Raw genomic sequence first — 16,147 nt, forward strand, 5'->3', positions numbered from 1 at the left:
AAATTGTAAAGCACCATCAAATTCGCGGGATGCGCCACGGAACGCCAATGGCCGACGACAGCCAGTTGCGACCACCAAAAGCATGCCTAAATCTTCATTGCTCTTGCCGCCTGTTCTAAACTCGCCCGCACAATCACGCGATGAAACGGCGCTATCGTCGCAAGATAGATACGCCCCAGTCGGTTATGGCAATGCACCACAGTACCCACGACCAGCTCGCGCCCATTTGCTGCATCGGCGCGAAGTTGGATGGTGGCGCGGAAGTCGAGATGCCGGTCATCCTCGCCCACTACCAGCTCCGTCGCGCTCTTTGACAGCACCGGGAAGTAGCCGATAACCGGCCCACGCGCCGCTGCGGCAAGACCGATGGCGCGCGACGATTTGACGGCAACTGCCGCCATCACCACATCGCGGACACGAGTGAGCGCACGAATCCACCCCGCCTGTCGCTCGAACGCGGCGCGTGCCAGCACCTCTAGATCATCGCTGGCCCCCGCCGGCAGTCGAATTGCAAAGGCGTCCAAAAGGTCCGCGCCCACGTAAAGCGGCGCAAGCACGCTGTTGCTGGGCATGGGCACGGCGCGCGCTCTGGTCATGCGATCAGGCACCGGATGCGGGGGAGGGCGTAGCAATCGTGCAAGCACGGTAGATCAAGATGCTTCTCCTCGATAAGGCCTACAGCAGGTGTTAAATCGTATCATTCGATCTGATAGGAACGACACCCGCTGAACGAGCCCATCCAAAAATTACTGTGGCACCCTAGGAGGCTGACTGAAAGAGAAATTGGGTGATTTTAGCGCTGCCGGGTATAAGCGGAACGGTCGACCACTCCGTGCTCACCGTGGTTCCCAATCACTGAGTTGCCCGACATGGCAAGGCCTCGCGACAGAAGTGATTTCGTTTTTTCGGAAGTTTTTCTTGACACCAACCCCAACTCAGCCGTTTAATGCACCCGTCTCACCCGATTGAGGGGCGTGCGCACGTCACGAACGCGCGGTGGGATGCGGTGGACGCCGATTGCGCAACTGACGAGTGCGCATGAAGCGGACGGTGAAGTCGTGTGGTTCGGACGCCCCAGTGGTTGGTGTCCTCTCGTGAAGTACGCGAAAGCGTCTTTGCGAGGGCGGTGACAAGCAAGCCTAGCCTCGCCGGGGAGCACGTATAAGCCGTAACCCATCGCGCAGGGAAAGCCGGAGTGCCTCCGCGGAACCTGCATGCTCGTGTGCGCTTCTTTCTCTCACTTTTGCACACGGGACCGCGGGTGCAGCGTGCACCCGGCTTTCCCTGCGCCCTGCTTCCAAAGAGGGTGAAACGAAATGCAAAGCTCGGACAATCATGTCGCGAGAATGCTGATGCATGATCCGCAGGCGGCCCCACAAACTCGCTGTCGTCCCGGGCTTGACCCGGGACCCATAACCACAAATGCAAATTGCTTCACGTCGCTGGGGCCACAGCCTTCTTTAACAACACAACCGTGTGGTTATGGGCCCCGGCCTTCGCCGGGACGACGGGGTGGTTTTGGCGCGAGCGAAGCCCGACACAAACAAACTCACACCGGCAGCGCCGTCGAATACTTCACCTGGCTCAGCGCAAAGCTCGACTCGATCGACGCAATGCCGTCGAGCCGGGTCAGCTTGTTTTTCAGGAACGCCTCATAGGACGAGAGGTCGGCTGCGACGACGCGCAGCAGATAGTCGCGGTTGCCGGTCATCAGATAGCATTCGAGCACCTCGTCCCATTTGGAGATCGCGCGCGCAAAACGATTCAGGTCCTCCTCCTTCTGCCGCGCGAGCTTGATCGAGATGAAGACGGAGACATGCAGCCCCAGCGATTTCTGGTCGACGGTGGCGATATAGCGGCAGATCACGCCGCGCTCCTCGAGCAACTTGACCCGGCGATGGCAGGGCGACACCGAAAGCCCGACCCTGTCGGCGAGCGCCTGCATGGTCATGCGGCTGTCGGTCTGCAGCAGGCTGAGGATCTTGCGGTCGATGGCGTCGAGGGCAGGCATTGGGATGAACTCATTGGTTGAGGCCGGATCGTGGGAATTTATCCCAATTTTTCCTGTGCTGTCGCGTGGAATTGAGATTTTAGCCGCCCGCGCCGGCAGTAACATCAGCGATATTGCCCCGGAGTCTCGTCATGGGAATCGCGCCTGAACGCCTCGACACGCTGTCCGCCCTGTCCCGTAAGGTGCTGTGGCTGTCGTCGTGGACCATCCATCACGCCAACCATGTCAGGCCCAGCACTGACGGGCTGAAGGTCGGCGGCCACCAGGCCTCCTCGGCCTCGCTCGCCAACATCATGTCGGCGCTTTATTTCTCGGTGCTGCGGCCGCAGGACCGCGTTGCGGTGAAGCCGCATGCCAGCCCGGTGTTCCATGCGATCCAGTATCTGTTCGGGCACCAGACCCGCGACAAGCTGGAGAATTTCCGCGGCTACAAGGGCGCGCAGTCCTATCCGTCGCGCACCAAGGATGTCGACGACGTCGATTTCTCCACCGGCTCGGTCGGCCTCGGTGTCGCGCAGACGCTGTTCGCCTCGCTGGTGCAGGATTACGTCAAGGCGCATGGCTGGATGAAGGAGCGGCCCGAGGGCCGCATGATCGCGCTGGTCGGCGACGCCGAGATGGACGAGGGCAACATCTTCGAGGCGCTGCTGGAGGGCTGGAAGCACGGCCTGCGCAACACCTGGTGGGTGGTCGACTACAACCGCCAGTCGCTCGATGCCGTCGTGCGCGAAGGGCTGTGGGCCAAGTTCGAATCCATGTTCCGCAATTTCGGCTGGGACGTGGTGATCGTGAAGTACGGCAAGCTGATGCTTGACGCCTTCGCCGAACCCGGCGGCGAAGCGCTCAAGCGCTGGATCGACAATTGCCCGAACCAGATGTACGCGGCGCTGTGTTTCCAGGGCGGGGCTGCGTTCCGCAAGCATCTGCAGGACGACATCGGCGATCAGGGGCAGGTCACGCAATTGATCGACCGGCGCAGCGACGAGGAATTGCTGGCGCTGATGTCGAATCTCGGCGGCCACGACATGGCGAGCATGATCGAGGCCTTTGAAGCGATCGAGCATGATCGCCCGGTCTGTTTCATCGCCTACACCATCAAGGGCGTCGGCCTGCCGATGCAGGGCCACAAGGACAACCATGCCGGCCTGATGACCGTGACGCAGATGGAGAAGTGGCGCGCCAGCCAGAACATCCGCGTCGGCCATGAGTGGGACAAGTTCGAGGGCCTGTCGCAGGAGCCGGCGAAGCTCGAAGCCTTCCTGGCGGAGGCACCGTTCAACCGCGAGGGCCGCCGCCGGCTGTCGGCGCCTGTCATCGACGTGCCCGAGCGGCTTGCGTTCAAGGCATCGGCGCAGATGTCGACGCAGCAGGGTTTTGGGCTCGTGCTGCACGAACTCGCAAAGGGCGACACCGCGCTGGCCGCCCGCATCGTCACCGCGTCGCCCGACGTGACCGTGTCGACCAATCTCGGCGGCTGGGTCAACCGCCGCGGCCTGTTCGCCAAGGCGGAGAACCATGACCTGTTCCGGCAGGAGAAGATCCCGTCGGCTTTCACCTGGGAATACTCGCCGAAGGGACAGCATCTCGAGCTCGGCATCGCCGAGATGAACCTGTTCATCATGCTGTCGGCGCTCGGCTTGTCGCACCAGATCAATGGCGTGCGGCTGTTGCCGGTCGGTACGCTCTATGATCCCTTCATCGAGCGCGGCCTCGATGCGCTGAACTATGCCTGCTACCAGGACGCCCGCTTCATGGTGGCGGCGACGCCGTCGGGCGTGTCGCTGGCGCCGGAGGGCGGCGCGCACCAGTCGATCAAGACGCCGCTGATCGGGATCGGGCAGGACGGGCTTGCCTCGTTCGAGCCGGCCTTTGTCGATGAACTTGCCGTGATCATGGGCTGGGGTTTCGGCCACATGCAGCGCGAAGGGGCGGAGGGCGGCTCGGTCTATTTGCGGCTCTCGACGCGCACGCTCGAGCAGCCGCAGCGGATCATGCCGCCGGATCTGCAGCGCGACATCACCGATGGTGCCTATTGGTTGCGCAAGCCAGGCCCGAACTGCGATTTGGTGGTCGCCTATACCGGCACGGTCGCACCCGAGGCGGTCGAGGCCGTCGGCCTGATCGGCGAGAGCCATCGCGATGTCGGTTTACTGGCGGTCACCTCCGCCGACCGGCTCTATGCCGGATGGTCCGCCGCGCGGAATTTGCGCCGCGATCGCCACGGTGTGCAGCATTTGAGTCATATCGAGCGGTTGCTGGCGCCGCTCGGCCGCGACTGCGGCATTGTGACCGTGATCGACGGCCATCCGGCCGCGCTCGGCTGGCTCGGCGGCGTCCGCGGCCATCGCGTCGAGGCGCTCGGGGTCGAACATTTCGGCCAGACCGGCACCATCGGCGACCTCTACCGCCACTACGGCATCGACGCCAACGCCATCATCGACGCGGCGGAGGGGCTCAGTTCGGGGGCCCCGGTGCGGCATCGCAAAATGGCGGTGTGAACTTCTCATTCCGGGGCGCGACGAAGTCGCGAACCCGGAATCCATTGGGCCGCAGGTATTGCGGTGAAATGGATTCCGGGCCTGCGCCAAGAGGCGCATCCCGGAATGACGGCGGAGGGAGCCTTGCCACGCCTGTGGCCCCGACCTTATATCCAGCGTCTGCCGCACCGGCGACATCCGCATATGGCGGGTTCAATTTTCGGGACTTTCGTGCAAGGATGCCTGCCGAACGCTTCCGTTCCCCCACTCCATACGCCCCCTACAAGAGGTTTCCGATGGTCAATCGTATGCAATTCTACATCGACGGCGCCTGGGTCGACCCCGTCGTCAAAGGCAAGTCCACGCCCGTCGTCAATCCGGCGACCGAAGAAGCGATGTATGAGGTTGCGCTCGGCTCCAAAGCCGATGTCGACAAGGCAGTCGCCGCCGCCAAGCGCGCGTTCGTGACGTTTTCCCAGACCAGCCGCGAGGAGCGCGTCGCGCTGCTCTCCAAGGTCATCGAGATCTACAAGGGCCGCATGAAGGAGATCGGTGCCGCCGTCTCCGACGAGATGGGTGCTCCGCTGCCGATGGCTGAGAAGCTGCAGGCCGGTGCCGGCCTCGGCCACCTCATGAACACCCTCGACGTGCTCAAGAAGTACGAGTTCGAGGAGACCATGGGCACCGCCGTGATCGTGCGCGAGCCGGTCGGCGTGATCGGCATGATCACCCCCTGGAACTGGCCGCTGAACCAGATCGCCTGCAAGGTCGCGCCCGCGCTCGCCGCCGGCTGCACCATGATCCTGAAGCCCTCGGAGTTCACCCCGACCTCGGCGCTGATCTTCGCCGAAATCCTTCATGAAGCCGGCGTGCCGAAGGGCGTGTTCAACCTGCTCAACGGTCTCGGCCCGGAGGTTGGTGCCGCGATGAGCGAGCACCCTGACATCGACATGATCTCGTTCACCGGCTCGACCCGCGCCGGCGTCGACGTCGCCAAGCGTGCTGCGCCCACCGTGAAGCGCGTCAGCCAGGAACTCGGTGGCAAGTCGCCGAACGTGATCCTCGACGGCGCCGATCTCGCCAAGGCGGTGACCGGCGGCGTGATGCACATGTTCAACAACTCCGGCCAGTCCTGCAACGCGCCGTCGCGCATGATCGTGCCGCTCTCCAAGATGAAGGAAGTGGCCGCGATCGCCAAGGGCGTCGCCGACAAGACCAAGGCGGGTGACCCGCGTGGCGATGGCACCACCATCGGTCCGGTCGTCAACCGCGGCCAGTGGGACAAGATCCAGGCGCTGATCCAGAAGGGCATCGACGAGGGCGCAACCCTCGTTGCCGGCGGAACGGGTCTGCCCGAGGGCGTCAACAAGGGCTTCTATGTCCGTCCGACCATCTTCGCTGACGTCACCAACGACATGACGATCGCCCGCGAGGAGATCTTCGGACCGGTGCTGACGATCCTCGGCGCCAAGGACGAAGCCGAAGCCGTCAAGATCGCCAACGACACGCCGTATGGTCTCGCCGGTTACGTTTCCGCCGACACCGTGGAAACCGCGCGCCGCGTCGGCCGCCAGATCCGCGCCGGCAACGTCAACCTGCAGGGCGTCCCGAACGAGCGCTCCGCGCCGTTCGGTGGCTACAAGCAGTCCGGCAACGGCCGCGAGTGGGGCCGCTACGGTCTGGAAGAGTATCTCGAAGCCAAGGCCGTCGCGGGCTACAACGCGGCGTAAGGTTTCGTGACGCAAATGCGACGCCGGAGCGAGAGATCGCTCCGGCGTCGCTCGTTTCTAACCGCCGAGCGCGCCTTGGGTGTTGACGTAAAGCGCATAGATCGACTGGCTCGCCGCCATGAACAGGCGGTTGCGCTTCAGGCCGCCGAAGCAGAGGTTGGCGCAGCGCTCGGGCAGCGCGATGCGGCCGATCATGACGCCGTCGGGCGCGAACACGACGACGCCGTCGAGCTCGGGATCGCCCATGCCCCAGCCGCACCACAGATTGCCGTCGATGTCGCAGCGCATGCCGTCGGGCGTGCCGGGGCCGGCATCGATGAACACGCGCTTGTTCGAAATTTTGGTGCCGTCCGGGGAGACGTCGTAAGCAAGAATCTTGCGGTTCGGCTCGCCGCGGGATTCCACGACGTAGAGGATCTTCTCGTCCGGCGAGAAGCACAGTCCGTTCGGCCCCAGCACGCCTTCGGCAACGATGGTGGCCTTGCCGGTTGCCGGATCGAGCCGGTAGACATTCGGGTCGATCTCGGACTCGACCTTGTAGCCCTCGTAATTGCCGAGCAGGCCGAACGTGGGATCGCTGAACCAGATTGAGCCGTCGGATTTCACCACGACGTCGTTGGGCGAATTCAGCCGCTTGCCGTCGAAGGCGTCGATCAGTACCGTAATGGATCCGTCATATTCGGTGCGCACCACGCGCCGGCCGCCGTGTTCGCAGGTGACCAGTCGGCCCTGGCGGTCGCGGGTGTTTCCGTTGGCGAAATTGGAGGGCTTGCGGAAGATGCTGACCGCGCCGGTCTCTTCCTCCCATTTGAGGATGCGCTGGTTCGGGATGTCGCTGCAGAGCAGATAGCGCCCGTCGCCGAACCACACCGGGCCTTCGGCCCAGCGCAGGCCGGTGGTCAGCCGCTCCACCGCGGAGAGCTTCAGCCAGTATTTCTCGAAGCGCGGGTCGAGCGCATGGATCGCGGGATCGGGATAATAAGTCGCGGGACGCCAGCCGGCGGAATGGGCATCGGACATTTGCTGTTCTCGTTGTTGTGTTTCCTTGAGCGATGGTTTGCTATCATTGTCAGCCTGCGACCGCAATTCAGCCCAATGATTCCCTTGGGCAGCAGCACAGACGAGGGACGGAATGCCACGCATATTGATGACCGGCGCATCGGGTGGAATTGGCAGGAGCCTGCGGACATTGCTGCCGCCGATCTATCCGGACCTGATCCTGAGTGACATCAAGCCGCCTGCCGATCTCGCCAAGGGCGAGACCTTCAAGGCCGCCGACCTCGCCGACCTCGCGCAGGTCGAGGCGATCTGCGAGGGCGTCGACGGCATCCTGCATTTCGGCGGCTACTCGGTCGAAGGATCGTGGGACCAGATCCACCAGGCCAATATCATCGGCTGCTACAATCTATTCGAGGCAGCGCGAAAGCAGGGTGTCAAACGTGTCATCTTCGCGTCTTCCAATCACGCGGTCGGCTTTTACCCGCGTCATCACCGCATCGGCACCGACGTCACGCCGCGGCCGGACAGCCGCTACGGCGTCAGCAAGGTGTTCGGCGAGGCCGTTGGCGCGCTCTTCGCCGACAAGCATGGGCTCGAGGTCACCTGCATCCGGATCGGTAATTTCGGCGAGGCGCCGCTCGATCATCGCCGGCTTTCGATCTGGCTCAAGCCGGAAGACCTGGTCCAGCTCTGCCGCATCGGGCTCGAGCATCCCGACATCCATTTCGAGATCTTCTACGGCGCCTCCTACAATGAGCGCTCCTGGTGGGACAATCACCGCGCCTACGATCTCGGTTATCGCCCGACCGGACGGGCCGAGGATTTTCGCGAGCACGCCATGGCCGAACAGGCCAAGCTACCACCGGATCCGGTCGGCGATTTCTACCAGGGCGGCGCGTTCTGCGGCATGGAGTTCGATGGCGACAAGAGTTCAATTATCGATTGGACCAAGCGTTAGCGCTTGGTCTCGTCCCCAGCAATGCGGTCGAGATAATCCGCCTTGCTGTACTGCATATGATCGACGCAGAGCTGCGCCAGCGCCCAGCTGTCGCGGCCTTTCAGCAGTTCGATCATCAATTCGTGCTGCCGCCGCGACAGCGCGAGACCTTCGCTGTCGGCGAGATTCTTGGCGCGCATCGGCAGCGTCAGGTTCATGTAGTCCTGCAGCGAGCGGACCAGATAGGGATTGCCGCAGGCGGCGAACAGCGCGACGTGGAACGCATCGTTGGTTTCGTGGATGCCGCGCATGTCCTGCGCATCGGCCCTGGCGCAATAGTGCCGCTGCAACTCGCTCAGTTGCGCGATCAGGTCTGCGGGCGCGGGCAGGGCGATCATCAGCGCGGCCTGGCGCGTCAGCATCTCGCGCACCTCATAGATCTGCCGCACCTCGTCTGCGGAATAGAACCGCACAGTGGCGCCGACATTCTTCTCGCGGAGCACGATGCCCTGGCGCTCGAGCTGGAACAGGGCCTGGCGCACGAAATGCCGGCTCGCGGCGTAGCGCTGCATCAGAGTATCCTCGACCAGCCGCAGACCGGGTGCGAAACGGCCGAAGATGATGTCTTCCTCCAGCCGGCGGATCACTTCGGCCTGTTCCTCCTCGCGCGAGGGGGGCTGGATGTCGGGTGATGCAGGCTGGACTTTCATGTGGGTCCGCTTTGGATCGGTGGCCGACGTCACCACAGCGCAGCGGTCATTGTCAATAATAGGAGCGGTCCGGCCGTGAGAAGCGTGATTTCCAGCCCTGAATTATCTCGTATTGACAATAATTCCGACCACTCCTTAAGTGCGAGCGAATGACGATAGGGAACAAGAAAATGGCTGACGGACTTCGCAAGGGACTGACGAGCTATGGTGACGCCGGCTTCTCGCTGTTCCTGCGCAAGGCCTTCATCAAGGCGATGGGCTATTCGGACGATGCGCTCAATCGCCCAATCGTGGGCATCACCAACACCTACAGCGACTACAATCCGTGCCACGGCAACGTTCCGCAGATCATCGAGGCGGTGAAGCGCGGTGTGATGCTGTCGGGCGCGATGCCGTTCGTGTTCCCGACTATTTCGATCGCCGAGAGCTTTGCGCATCCGACCTCGATGTATCTGCGCAATCTGATGGCGATGGACACCGAGGAGATGATCCGCGCCCAGCCGATGGATTCGGTGATCGTGATCGGTGGCTGCGACAAGACCTTGCCGGCGCAGATCATGGCTGCCGTCAGCGCCGATCTGCCGACCGTCGTGATTCCGGTCGGACCGATGGTGGTCGGCCATCACAAGGGCGAGGTGCTCGGCGCCTGCACCGATTGCCGCAGGCTGTGGGGCAAATACCGCGCAGGCCAGATCGACGACGTCGAAATCGAGGCGGTGAATGGCCGTCTCGCGCCGTCGGTCGGCACCTGCATGGTGATGGGGACGGCCTCCACCATGGCCTGCGTCACCGAGGCGCTCGGCCTGTCGCTGCCGATGAGCGCGACCATCCCGGCGCCCCATGCCGAACGCTTTCGCCTGGCGGAAGCAAGTGGCCGCGTCGCCGCCGCGATGGCGAGGTCCAAGGGGCCGAAGCCGAGCGAGATCCTGACGCCGGCCTCGTTCCGCAATGCCCAGGTCGTCATGCAGGCGATCGGCGGCTCCACCAACGGCCTCATTCATCTCACCGCGATCGCCAATCGCACATCGTACAAGATTGATCTCGAGGCGTTCGACAAGCTTGGCCGCGAGGTGCCGGTGCTGATCGACCTGAAGCCGTCGGGCGAGCATTACATGGAGCATTTCCATCACGCCGGTGGCGTGCCGAAGCTGATGGCGCAGCTCGGCGGCCTTCTTGATCTCGACGCCAAGACCATCACCGGCCAGACGTTGCGCGAGGTGGTCGCGGGCGCGGAGGAGGTGCCGGGACAGGATGCGATCCGCTCCACGGCGAACCCGATCAAGGCGGAAGGCGCGATGGCGATTTTGCACGGCAATCTCGCGCCGCGCGGTGCCGTGATCAAGCACTCGGCCGCGAGTCCAAAGCTCTTGCAGCATACCGGCCGGGCGGTGGTGTTCGACTCCGTCGAAGACATGACGCTGCGGGTCGACGATCCCGCGCTGGAGGTCACGGCCGACGACGTGCTGGTGCTACGCAACGCCGGCCCCAAGGGCGCGCCCGGCATGCCGGAGGCGGGCTATCTGCCGATCCCAAAAAAGCTCGCGCGCACCGGCGTCAAGGACATGGTCCGGATCTCCGATGCGCGGATGAGCGGCACCGCGTTCGGCACCATCGTGCTGCACATCACGCCGGAATCCGCCGTCGGCGGTCCGCTGGCGCTGGTACGGAACGGCGACATGATCCGGCTCGATGTCGCCAAGCGCAGCATCGATCTGCTGGTCGACGAGGCCGAGCTGCAGAAGCGCCGCGCCGCGCTGACGCCGGCAGGGGCGCCCGAATGGGCCAAGCGCGGCTATGCGCATCTCTTCAACGAGACGATCCTGCAGGCCGACGAAGGCTGCGATTTCGATTTCATGCGCGCCAAGGGCAAATAGCTGATCGTCGCGACCGAATTGTCGATAATTCCCGTCGTGCGGCGCCTGATGTGCGTCGCCGCTGCTCATATCTCGCTGTTTTATTGACAATCCCGCAGAACTGATGGGATGATCGCGGCAAATAAAAGCAGGGGGAGCGTCGCGATGGGCAATCGGACCAAAATGATCGGGGCCGCGATGGCCGCGGCAGCGTTGCTGCTGTCGGCGAGCGCCGGGGCGCAGGAAGTTAAGCATTTCCGTTTCGCCTACGACCAGCCGCGCAACACCGGCTATTCGATCGCGGGCGATCTGTTCGCTGACAAGCTCAAGGAATTGAGTAAGGGCACCTTGATCATTGATCAATATCCCGGTGCGCAGCTCGGGCAGGAGCCGCAGCTGCTGCAGCTGGTCAAGTCCGGTGACATCGAGTTTGCGATCATCTCGTCCGCCAACACGGCGACGATCTCGCCGCAGGCCGGCGTGATGTCGCTGCACTTCCTGTTTCGCGACGAAAAGCACGTGATCAACGGACTGGCCGATCCGAAGGTGTTCGAAGCGCTCAAGACCATGATCGACGAGACAACGCAGGGCCTGCATGTCATCGCCACCGGCTCGCAGGGCGTGCGGCACATGTATAGCAAGAGGGAAATCCACGGTGTCAACGACATCAAGGGCCTGAAGGTCCGGGTGCAGGCGACCGCGACCGAAGACACCATGTTCCCGGCCTATGGCGCGCAGACGGTTCATATGCCCTTCGGAAGCGTCTACACGTCGCTGCAAACCGGCGTGGTCGACGTCGCCGAAAACAGCATCAACGTCTACCTCGTCAACAAGCACTACGAGGTCGCGCCGGTACTGAACATCACCGAGCATGAAGCCAACAACGCACTGGTGTTCGTCTCCGACAAGCTCTGGCAGAGCCTCTCCGCCGAGCAGAAGCAGTGGGTGCAGGCTGCCGCCAACGAGGTCAGCGCCAAGGAACCGGCGAAGGCGTTCGACCTCGAGCGGACCGCGCTGACCAAGCTGAAGTCGCTCGGCGTCAAGGTGGTCGATGACGTGGACAAGAAGAGCTTTATCGCGATCGCCGATCCCTATCTCGACAAGCTTGCCAAGGATCTCGGACCGCACGCGGAGAAGATCAAGAATCTGATCCGCGCAATCAACTGAGCCTCGCGTCACGTCGCCGGGACGGCCAACGAGGACGACGGAGTATTCGATGGCCATCGCCGACAAACTGGTGCTGCAGCGGCAGCGGCATCTGAAATGGCCGGCGTTGGACAGGCTCGAACTCGGCTTGATGGTGCTGTGCGGCCTGCTCTGCTTCGGCTTTTCGTTGTCTGTCACCGCCGACATCGTCACCCGCACCATCGGCCATCCCTGGCTGTGGCTGCAGGAAGTCACCTCGACGCTGTTCATCTACGCAATTTTCATCGGTGCTGCGGCCGCGACGCGACGCAATGATCACCTCTATCTCACCGCTATCTCGGACGCGATGCACGGCACGCCGCGTTTGATCATCGAGATCGTCATTCGCCTGGTGGTGTTGGGCGTTGCATTCTGCCTGGTCTGGTATGGCTATCTGAACTACCTCCGTGGCTTCGGCAGTTTCCGGCTGCCGTCGGGTACACCGATCGCTTCGCTGTACGTGATCATTCCGCTGTCCGGCATCCTGATCGGCCTGTTTACGATCGAGCAGCTCGCCAACGGTATCCGCAACGGCTTTGACCATCCGGAACCACCCGACGAGGACCTTGCGATCCCCCCGATCGGCACCAGCTCGCCGACTGGAGCACAGCCGTGAGCGCTCCCGTCGTCCTCGTGCTGATGTCGTCCTGCTTCCTGTTCTTCGGCTATCTCGGCGTCCCCGTGCCGTTCTCGCTGATGGCCGGCGTGTTCATCGGCGCGTTGCTGTCGGATGTCTCGCTGGCCGCGATCATCCAGAAGATCTTTGACGGCGTCGATTCCGAGGCGCTGCTGGCGATCCCGTTCTTCCTGCTGGTCGGCGAACTCATGAGTTCGGCGAATGTCGTGGTGCGGATCGCCAATCTGTCGGTTTCGCTGGTCGGCCATATCAGGGGCGGGCTGTCGCAGGTCGTCGTGGTCTTCAGCATGTTCTTCTCGGAAATGTCGGGATCCACCACTGCCGACGTCGCCGTGATGAGCCGGGCGCTCGGCGGGCCGATGAAGCGGGAGGGTTATGAGCCGGCCTTCATCGCCGCGATCATCGCCTCCGCTTCGACGATCGCCGCGCTGGTGCCGCCGAGCATCACGGCCGTGGTTTACGGCGCCGTCGGCAACGTCTCGATCGCCGGCCTGTTCATGGCGGGCGTGGTGCCCGGGCTGATGATCGGCTTCGGGCTGATGATCTACTGCTACTTCTTCGGCCCTTCGGGGCTGCGCAAGCCGCGCGCACCGCTGCGCCAGATCGCCTTCGCCGCCGGCGACGCGGCGCTGCCGCTGATGATTCCGGTGATCCTGCTCGGCGGCATCCTCACCGGCTGGTTCACACCGACCGAGGCCGGCGTGGTCGCGGTCGTCTATATCACCATCGTCGTGATCCCGGCGCTGAACCGCGGGCACCTGAAGAAGATCCCATACGACTTCTGTCTTGCCGGTCTGATCTTCTCGCTGCCGCTGATCACGATCGGCGCGGCGAATGCCTTTGGCTGGATGCTGGCCTATCTCCGTGGGGCGATCTACATCGCCGACTTGATCACCTCGATCGCGGGCAACGACCCGCAGCTCATCATGTTGCTGATGGTGCTGCTGTTCACCGTGGTCGGCGACTTCATCGAGCCGGTGCCCACCATCATCATCTTCATGCCGTTGGTGAACGCGTTGACCCAGGCCGGCGACATCAACGGCGTCCATATGGGCGTGGTGCTGATCGCGACGCTGGCTTTCGGCCTGATCACGCCGCCTTACGGGCTGGTGCTGCTGATGGCCTCGAAATTCGTCGGCGTCAGCTTTGGGAAAGCGTTGCGCGCGGCGCTGCCGATCTATGTCGTCTTCCTGGTCACCATCTGCTTCACGATCTACTTCCCGAAGGTTGTGCTGTGGCTGCCCAAGCAGGTGATCCCGGAATCGGTCGGCTGCTTCAAGGCACCGGGTAGCACGGGCTATATCTGTCCGAATTAGCCAGTCTCCTACTTCGACTTGCTGGTGAACTTCTTCACCGCGACGCGGAACTCCTCGGTGTTCATGCAGCCGATGATCGCATCGCGCTCGGCGTCAAGCTGCGCCTCGATCGTCGTGGTCGGCGCCTGATGGATCAACGCCTTGGTGGCGGCGAGCCCGGCGGGCGCGTTCTGCGCCAACCGCAGCGCGAAGTCGCGGGTCGCGGCCTTCAGTTCGACGGCCGGCACCACCTTGGCAACGAGCCCCCATTGTTGGGCCTGCTGCGCGGTAAAACTGTCCTCGGCGAGGAAGATCTGCAGCGCGCGGCGCGGGCCGACGCTGGCAGCCAGGCCCACGGTGCCGCCGCCATCCGGCGAGACGCCGATCTTGGCGTAGGCCGGCGTGAAGCGCGCATCCTCGGCGGCGATGCAGAGGTCGGCAACGAAGGCGAGCGACAGGCCGGCGCCGGCCGCCGAGCCGTGCACGCTTGACAGCACCAGCTTCGGCATCCGCCGCAGCGCTGTGATGAAAGCGTGGTAATGCCCGAGCATCTCGCCGACGACCGGCGCAATAGTGTTGGCTTCGGCCGCGGCGCCGATGGTCTGCAGATCGCCGCCGGCACAGAAGGCACGACCTTCGCCTTCAATAACCAGCACGCGGACGTCGTTGTTGGCCTCGACCTCGGCGCCGAGCTGTTCGAGTTTTTTCGCAATCGCCATGTCGATCGCGTTGAACGCGGCCGGCCGGTTCAGCGTGATGGTCGCGATGGGGCCGTCGATCCGGAGCAGGGCTGGGTCAGCGGTAGGGGTGGTGACGGGTTCTGGCATCTTGAAGACCTTGGGCTTGTTGTTTCCCGCCATTTAAGTCCCTCGCGGGAGAGCTGGCAATCCGGACTGCCTCAGGCGCGGGCGCTCCTGTGGTCCCGATTTGGCGGAGACCCCCTTGCGTCCGCGCGAGCCATGAGGCCAAATGGCACCCGCCTTCGGTACGCAGACACGAGCGCTGTGGGGTCGGGGCAAGCAAGCTAACATCAATGGTGAGGAAAACGGCATGGGTCACTGCTGCTCGCTCGCATCTGGGTTGAACCGATGACGGCAAATGGGGTCATCATCGTCGGCGCGGGACACGCCGGCTTCCAGCTCGCGGCGTCGCTGCGCCAAAGCGGCTATTCTGAGCGCATCGCGCTGCTCAACGACGAGGGGCACCTGCCGTACCAGCGGCCACCCCTGTCCAAGGCCTATCTGAAGGGAACCGGTGGGCCCGACAGCCTGATGTTCCGGCCCGACAAATTCTACCAGGACAACCGGATCGAACTGATCACCGATCGTGCCCATGCGGTCGACCGCCATGCGCGGAAGGTCGCGCTCGCCTCCGGCGTCTCGCTCGACTACGGCCATCTGGTGCTTGCGACCGGCGCGCGGAACCGGCTGCTCGACATTCCGAACGCGAAGCTCGACGCGGTGCGGTATCTGCGAACGCTCGACGAAAGCCAGGCGCTGCGCCATCTGCTTGCGCCCGATATGCGCGTCGTCGTGGTCGGTGCCGGCTTCATCGGACTCGAATTCGCCGCCACCGCACGCGGCAAGGGTCTCGAGGTCGATGTGGTCGAGTTGGCCTCGCGCGTGATGGCGCGGGCCGTGACCGCCGAGATTTCCGAGTTCTCGCAATCCCGGCACACCGCGGCCGGAATCCGCATTCACCTCGGCGTGCAGGTCACCGGCATCGAGGCCGACGGTGCCAACGTTACCGGGGTCAGCCTGAGCAATGGCACGCATATCCCGGCCGATCTCGTCGTGGTCGGCGTCGGCGTGCTGCCCAATGTCGAACTCGCTGCGGAGGCCGGGCTGCCGGTCGCATCCGGCATCATCGTCGATGAGCATCTGTCGACCGCCGATGAGAACGTGTCCGCGATCGGCGATTGCGCGCTCTACACCAGCAAGCGCTTCGGCGGTTCGCTGCGGCTGGAGTCGGTGCAGAACGCGACCGACCATGCGCGCTGCGTGGCCGCGCGGCTGACCGGCAAGACCGAGGTCTATGACGGCCTGCCGTGGTTCTGGAGCGACCAGGGCCCCGACAAGCTCCAGATGGTCGGCCTCACCACCGGCTACGACCGCGTCGCGGTGCGCGGCGACCGCGCGCAGGGGGCGTTCTCGGCGTTTTGCTACCGCGGCGACAAATTGCTCGGTATCGAGTCCGTCAACCGCGCCGGCGATCATATGTTCGGCCGCCGACTTCTCGGCGCCGGCCGCTCGATCACGCCGGAGCAGGCCGCGGATGCAAGTTTCGATCTGAAGGGGGCGCTCGGGTAGCGTG

At 63.7% G+C, this 16,147-nt stretch carries 13 protein-coding genes; 8 read left to right on the top strand and 5 right to left on the bottom strand.

The genetic code is table 11. From position 1 onward, the window contains the following. Positions 1-86: 86 nt before the first annotated feature. Positions 87-596 carry a DUF2867 domain-containing protein gene (locus UP10_RS39950; RefSeq protein ID WP_044592644.1) on the bottom strand — a complete coding sequence of 170 codons (510 nt, stop codon included), beginning with the start codon at positions 594-596 and terminating at the stop codon, positions 87-89. 953 nt (positions 597-1,549) lie between these two features. Next, a complete protein-coding gene (locus UP10_RS39955; protein ID WP_044592645.1) occupies positions 1,550-2,011 on the bottom strand; it encodes an Lrp/AsnC family transcriptional regulator in 462 nt (153 codons plus the stop codon). A 131-nt stretch (positions 2,012-2,142) separates the two neighbouring features. On the opposite strand from UP10_RS39955, the gene UP10_RS39960 reads away from it, so the two are divergent. Together UP10_RS39960 and UP10_RS39965 are read left to right on the top strand one after the other, a co-directional pair. Beyond that, positions 2,143-4,509 carry a thiamine pyrophosphate-binding protein gene (locus UP10_RS39960; RefSeq protein WP_044592646.1) on the top strand — a complete coding sequence of 789 codons (2,367 nt, stop codon included), beginning with the start codon at positions 2,143-2,145 and terminating at the stop codon, positions 4,507-4,509. Positions 4,510-4,784: 275 nt separating this feature from the next. Further along, positions 4,785-6,218, top strand: a complete 1,434-nt coding sequence (locus tag UP10_RS39965; RefSeq protein WP_044538740.1) for an aldehyde dehydrogenase family protein — start codon at positions 4,785-4,787, stop codon at positions 6,216-6,218. A 57-nt stretch (positions 6,219-6,275) separates the two neighbouring features. Here UP10_RS39965 and UP10_RS39970 read toward each other — a convergent pair whose 3' ends face one another. Further along, complete coding sequence (locus UP10_RS39970) at positions 6,276-7,238, bottom strand: SMP-30/gluconolactonase/LRE family protein (protein ID WP_044592647.1); 963 nt, start codon at positions 7,236-7,238, stop codon at positions 6,276-6,278. Positions 7,239-7,350: 112 nt separating this feature from the next. Here UP10_RS39970 and UP10_RS39975 point away from each other — a divergent pair, with 112 nt between their 5' ends. After that, complete coding sequence (locus tag UP10_RS39975; protein ID WP_044592648.1) at positions 7,351-8,175, top strand: NAD-dependent epimerase/dehydratase family protein; 825 nt, start codon at positions 7,351-7,353, stop codon at positions 8,173-8,175. Here the strand turns inward: UP10_RS39975 and UP10_RS39980 are convergent. Then, positions 8,172-8,864: a GntR family transcriptional regulator gene (locus tag UP10_RS39980; protein WP_044592649.1), complete on the bottom strand. Its 693-nt coding sequence runs from the start codon at positions 8,862-8,864 to the stop codon at positions 8,172-8,174. The genes UP10_RS39975 and UP10_RS39980 overlap by 4 nt on opposite strands. Positions 8,865-9,034: 170 nt before the next feature. Here UP10_RS39980 and UP10_RS39985 point away from each other — a divergent pair, with 170 nt between their 5' ends. The 4 genes from UP10_RS39985 to UP10_RS40000 all read left to right on the top strand — a co-directional run bounded on the left by UP10_RS39985 (position 9,035) and on the right by UP10_RS40000 (position 13,855). Then, complete coding sequence (locus tag UP10_RS39985) at positions 9,035-10,738, top strand: IlvD/Edd family dehydratase (protein WP_044592650.1); 1,704 nt, start codon at positions 9,035-9,037, stop codon at positions 10,736-10,738. A gap of 144 nt (positions 10,739-10,882) precedes the next feature. Continuing rightward, entirely contained in the window at positions 10,883-11,884 is a 1,002-nt protein-coding gene (locus UP10_RS39990; RefSeq protein WP_502692434.1) for a TRAP transporter substrate-binding protein, read from the top strand. 49 nt (positions 11,885-11,933) lie between these two features. Further along, positions 11,934-12,518: a TRAP transporter small permease gene (locus tag UP10_RS39995; protein ID WP_044592651.1), complete on the top strand. Its 585-nt coding sequence runs from the start codon at positions 11,934-11,936 to the stop codon at positions 12,516-12,518. Continuing rightward, positions 12,515-13,855, top strand: a complete 1,341-nt coding sequence (locus UP10_RS40000) for a TRAP transporter large permease (protein ID WP_044592652.1) — start codon at positions 12,515-12,517, stop codon at positions 13,853-13,855. The genes UP10_RS39995 and UP10_RS40000 overlap by 4 nt, the downstream gene beginning before the upstream one ends. Before the next feature lie 8 nt (positions 13,856-13,863). Here UP10_RS40000 and UP10_RS40005 read toward each other — a convergent pair whose 3' ends face one another. Beyond that, a complete protein-coding gene (locus tag UP10_RS40005) occupies positions 13,864-14,661 on the bottom strand; it encodes an enoyl-CoA hydratase/isomerase family protein (protein ID WP_044592710.1) in 798 nt (265 codons plus the stop codon). A gap of 261 nt (positions 14,662-14,922) precedes the next feature. Between UP10_RS40005 and UP10_RS40010 the strand changes: the two genes are divergently transcribed. Then, a complete protein-coding gene (locus tag UP10_RS40010; protein ID WP_044592653.1) occupies positions 14,923-16,143 on the top strand; it encodes an NAD(P)/FAD-dependent oxidoreductase in 1,221 nt (406 codons plus the stop codon). Positions 16,144-16,147: the final 4 nt, after the last annotated feature.

It is taken from the genome of Bradyrhizobium sp. LTSPM299, from assembly GCF_000938235.1.
GTDB lineage: Bacteria > Pseudomonadota > Alphaproteobacteria > Rhizobiales > Xanthobacteraceae > Bradyrhizobium.

What these genes read in the sequence shown, in the direction of transcription:
- UP10_RS39955 (WP_044592645.1), bottom strand. Translation starts at nt 2,011, where the DNA reads ATGCCTGCCCTCGACGCCATCGACCGCAAGATCCTCAGCCTGCTGCAG.
- UP10_RS39990 (WP_502692434.1), top strand. Translation starts at nt 10,883, where the DNA reads ATGGGCAATCGGACCAAAATGATCGGGGCCGCGATGGCCGCGGCAGCG.
- UP10_RS39985 (WP_044592650.1), top strand. Translation starts at nt 9,035, where the DNA reads ATGGCTGACGGACTTCGCAAGGGACTGACGAGCTATGGTGACGCCGGC.
- UP10_RS39975 (WP_044592648.1), top strand. Translation starts at nt 7,351, where the DNA reads ATGCCACGCATATTGATGACCGGCGCATCGGGTGGAATTGGCAGGAGC.
- UP10_RS39970 (WP_044592647.1), bottom strand. Translation starts at nt 7,238, where the DNA reads ATGTCCGATGCCCATTCCGCCGGCTGGCGTCCCGCGACTTATTATCCC.
- UP10_RS39980 (WP_044592649.1), bottom strand. Translation starts at nt 8,864, where the DNA reads ATGAAAGTCCAGCCTGCATCACCCGACATCCAGCCCCCCTCGCGCGAG.
- UP10_RS39965 (WP_044538740.1), top strand. Translation starts at nt 4,785, where the DNA reads ATGGTCAATCGTATGCAATTCTACATCGACGGCGCCTGGGTCGACCCC.
- UP10_RS39995 (WP_044592651.1), top strand. Translation starts at nt 11,934, where the DNA reads ATGGCCATCGCCGACAAACTGGTGCTGCAGCGGCAGCGGCATCTGAAA.
- UP10_RS40005 (WP_044592710.1), bottom strand. Translation starts at nt 14,661, where the DNA reads ATGCCAGAACCCGTCACCACCCCTACCGCTGACCCAGCCCTGCTCCGG.
- UP10_RS39960 (WP_044592646.1), top strand. Translation starts at nt 2,143, where the DNA reads ATGGGAATCGCGCCTGAACGCCTCGACACGCTGTCCGCCCTGTCCCGT.
- UP10_RS40010 (WP_044592653.1), top strand. Translation starts at nt 14,923, where the DNA reads ATGACGGCAAATGGGGTCATCATCGTCGGCGCGGGACACGCCGGCTTC.
- UP10_RS39950 (WP_044592644.1), bottom strand. Translation starts at nt 596, where the DNA reads ATGACCAGAGCGCGCGCCGTGCCCATGCCCAGCAACAGCGTGCTTGCG.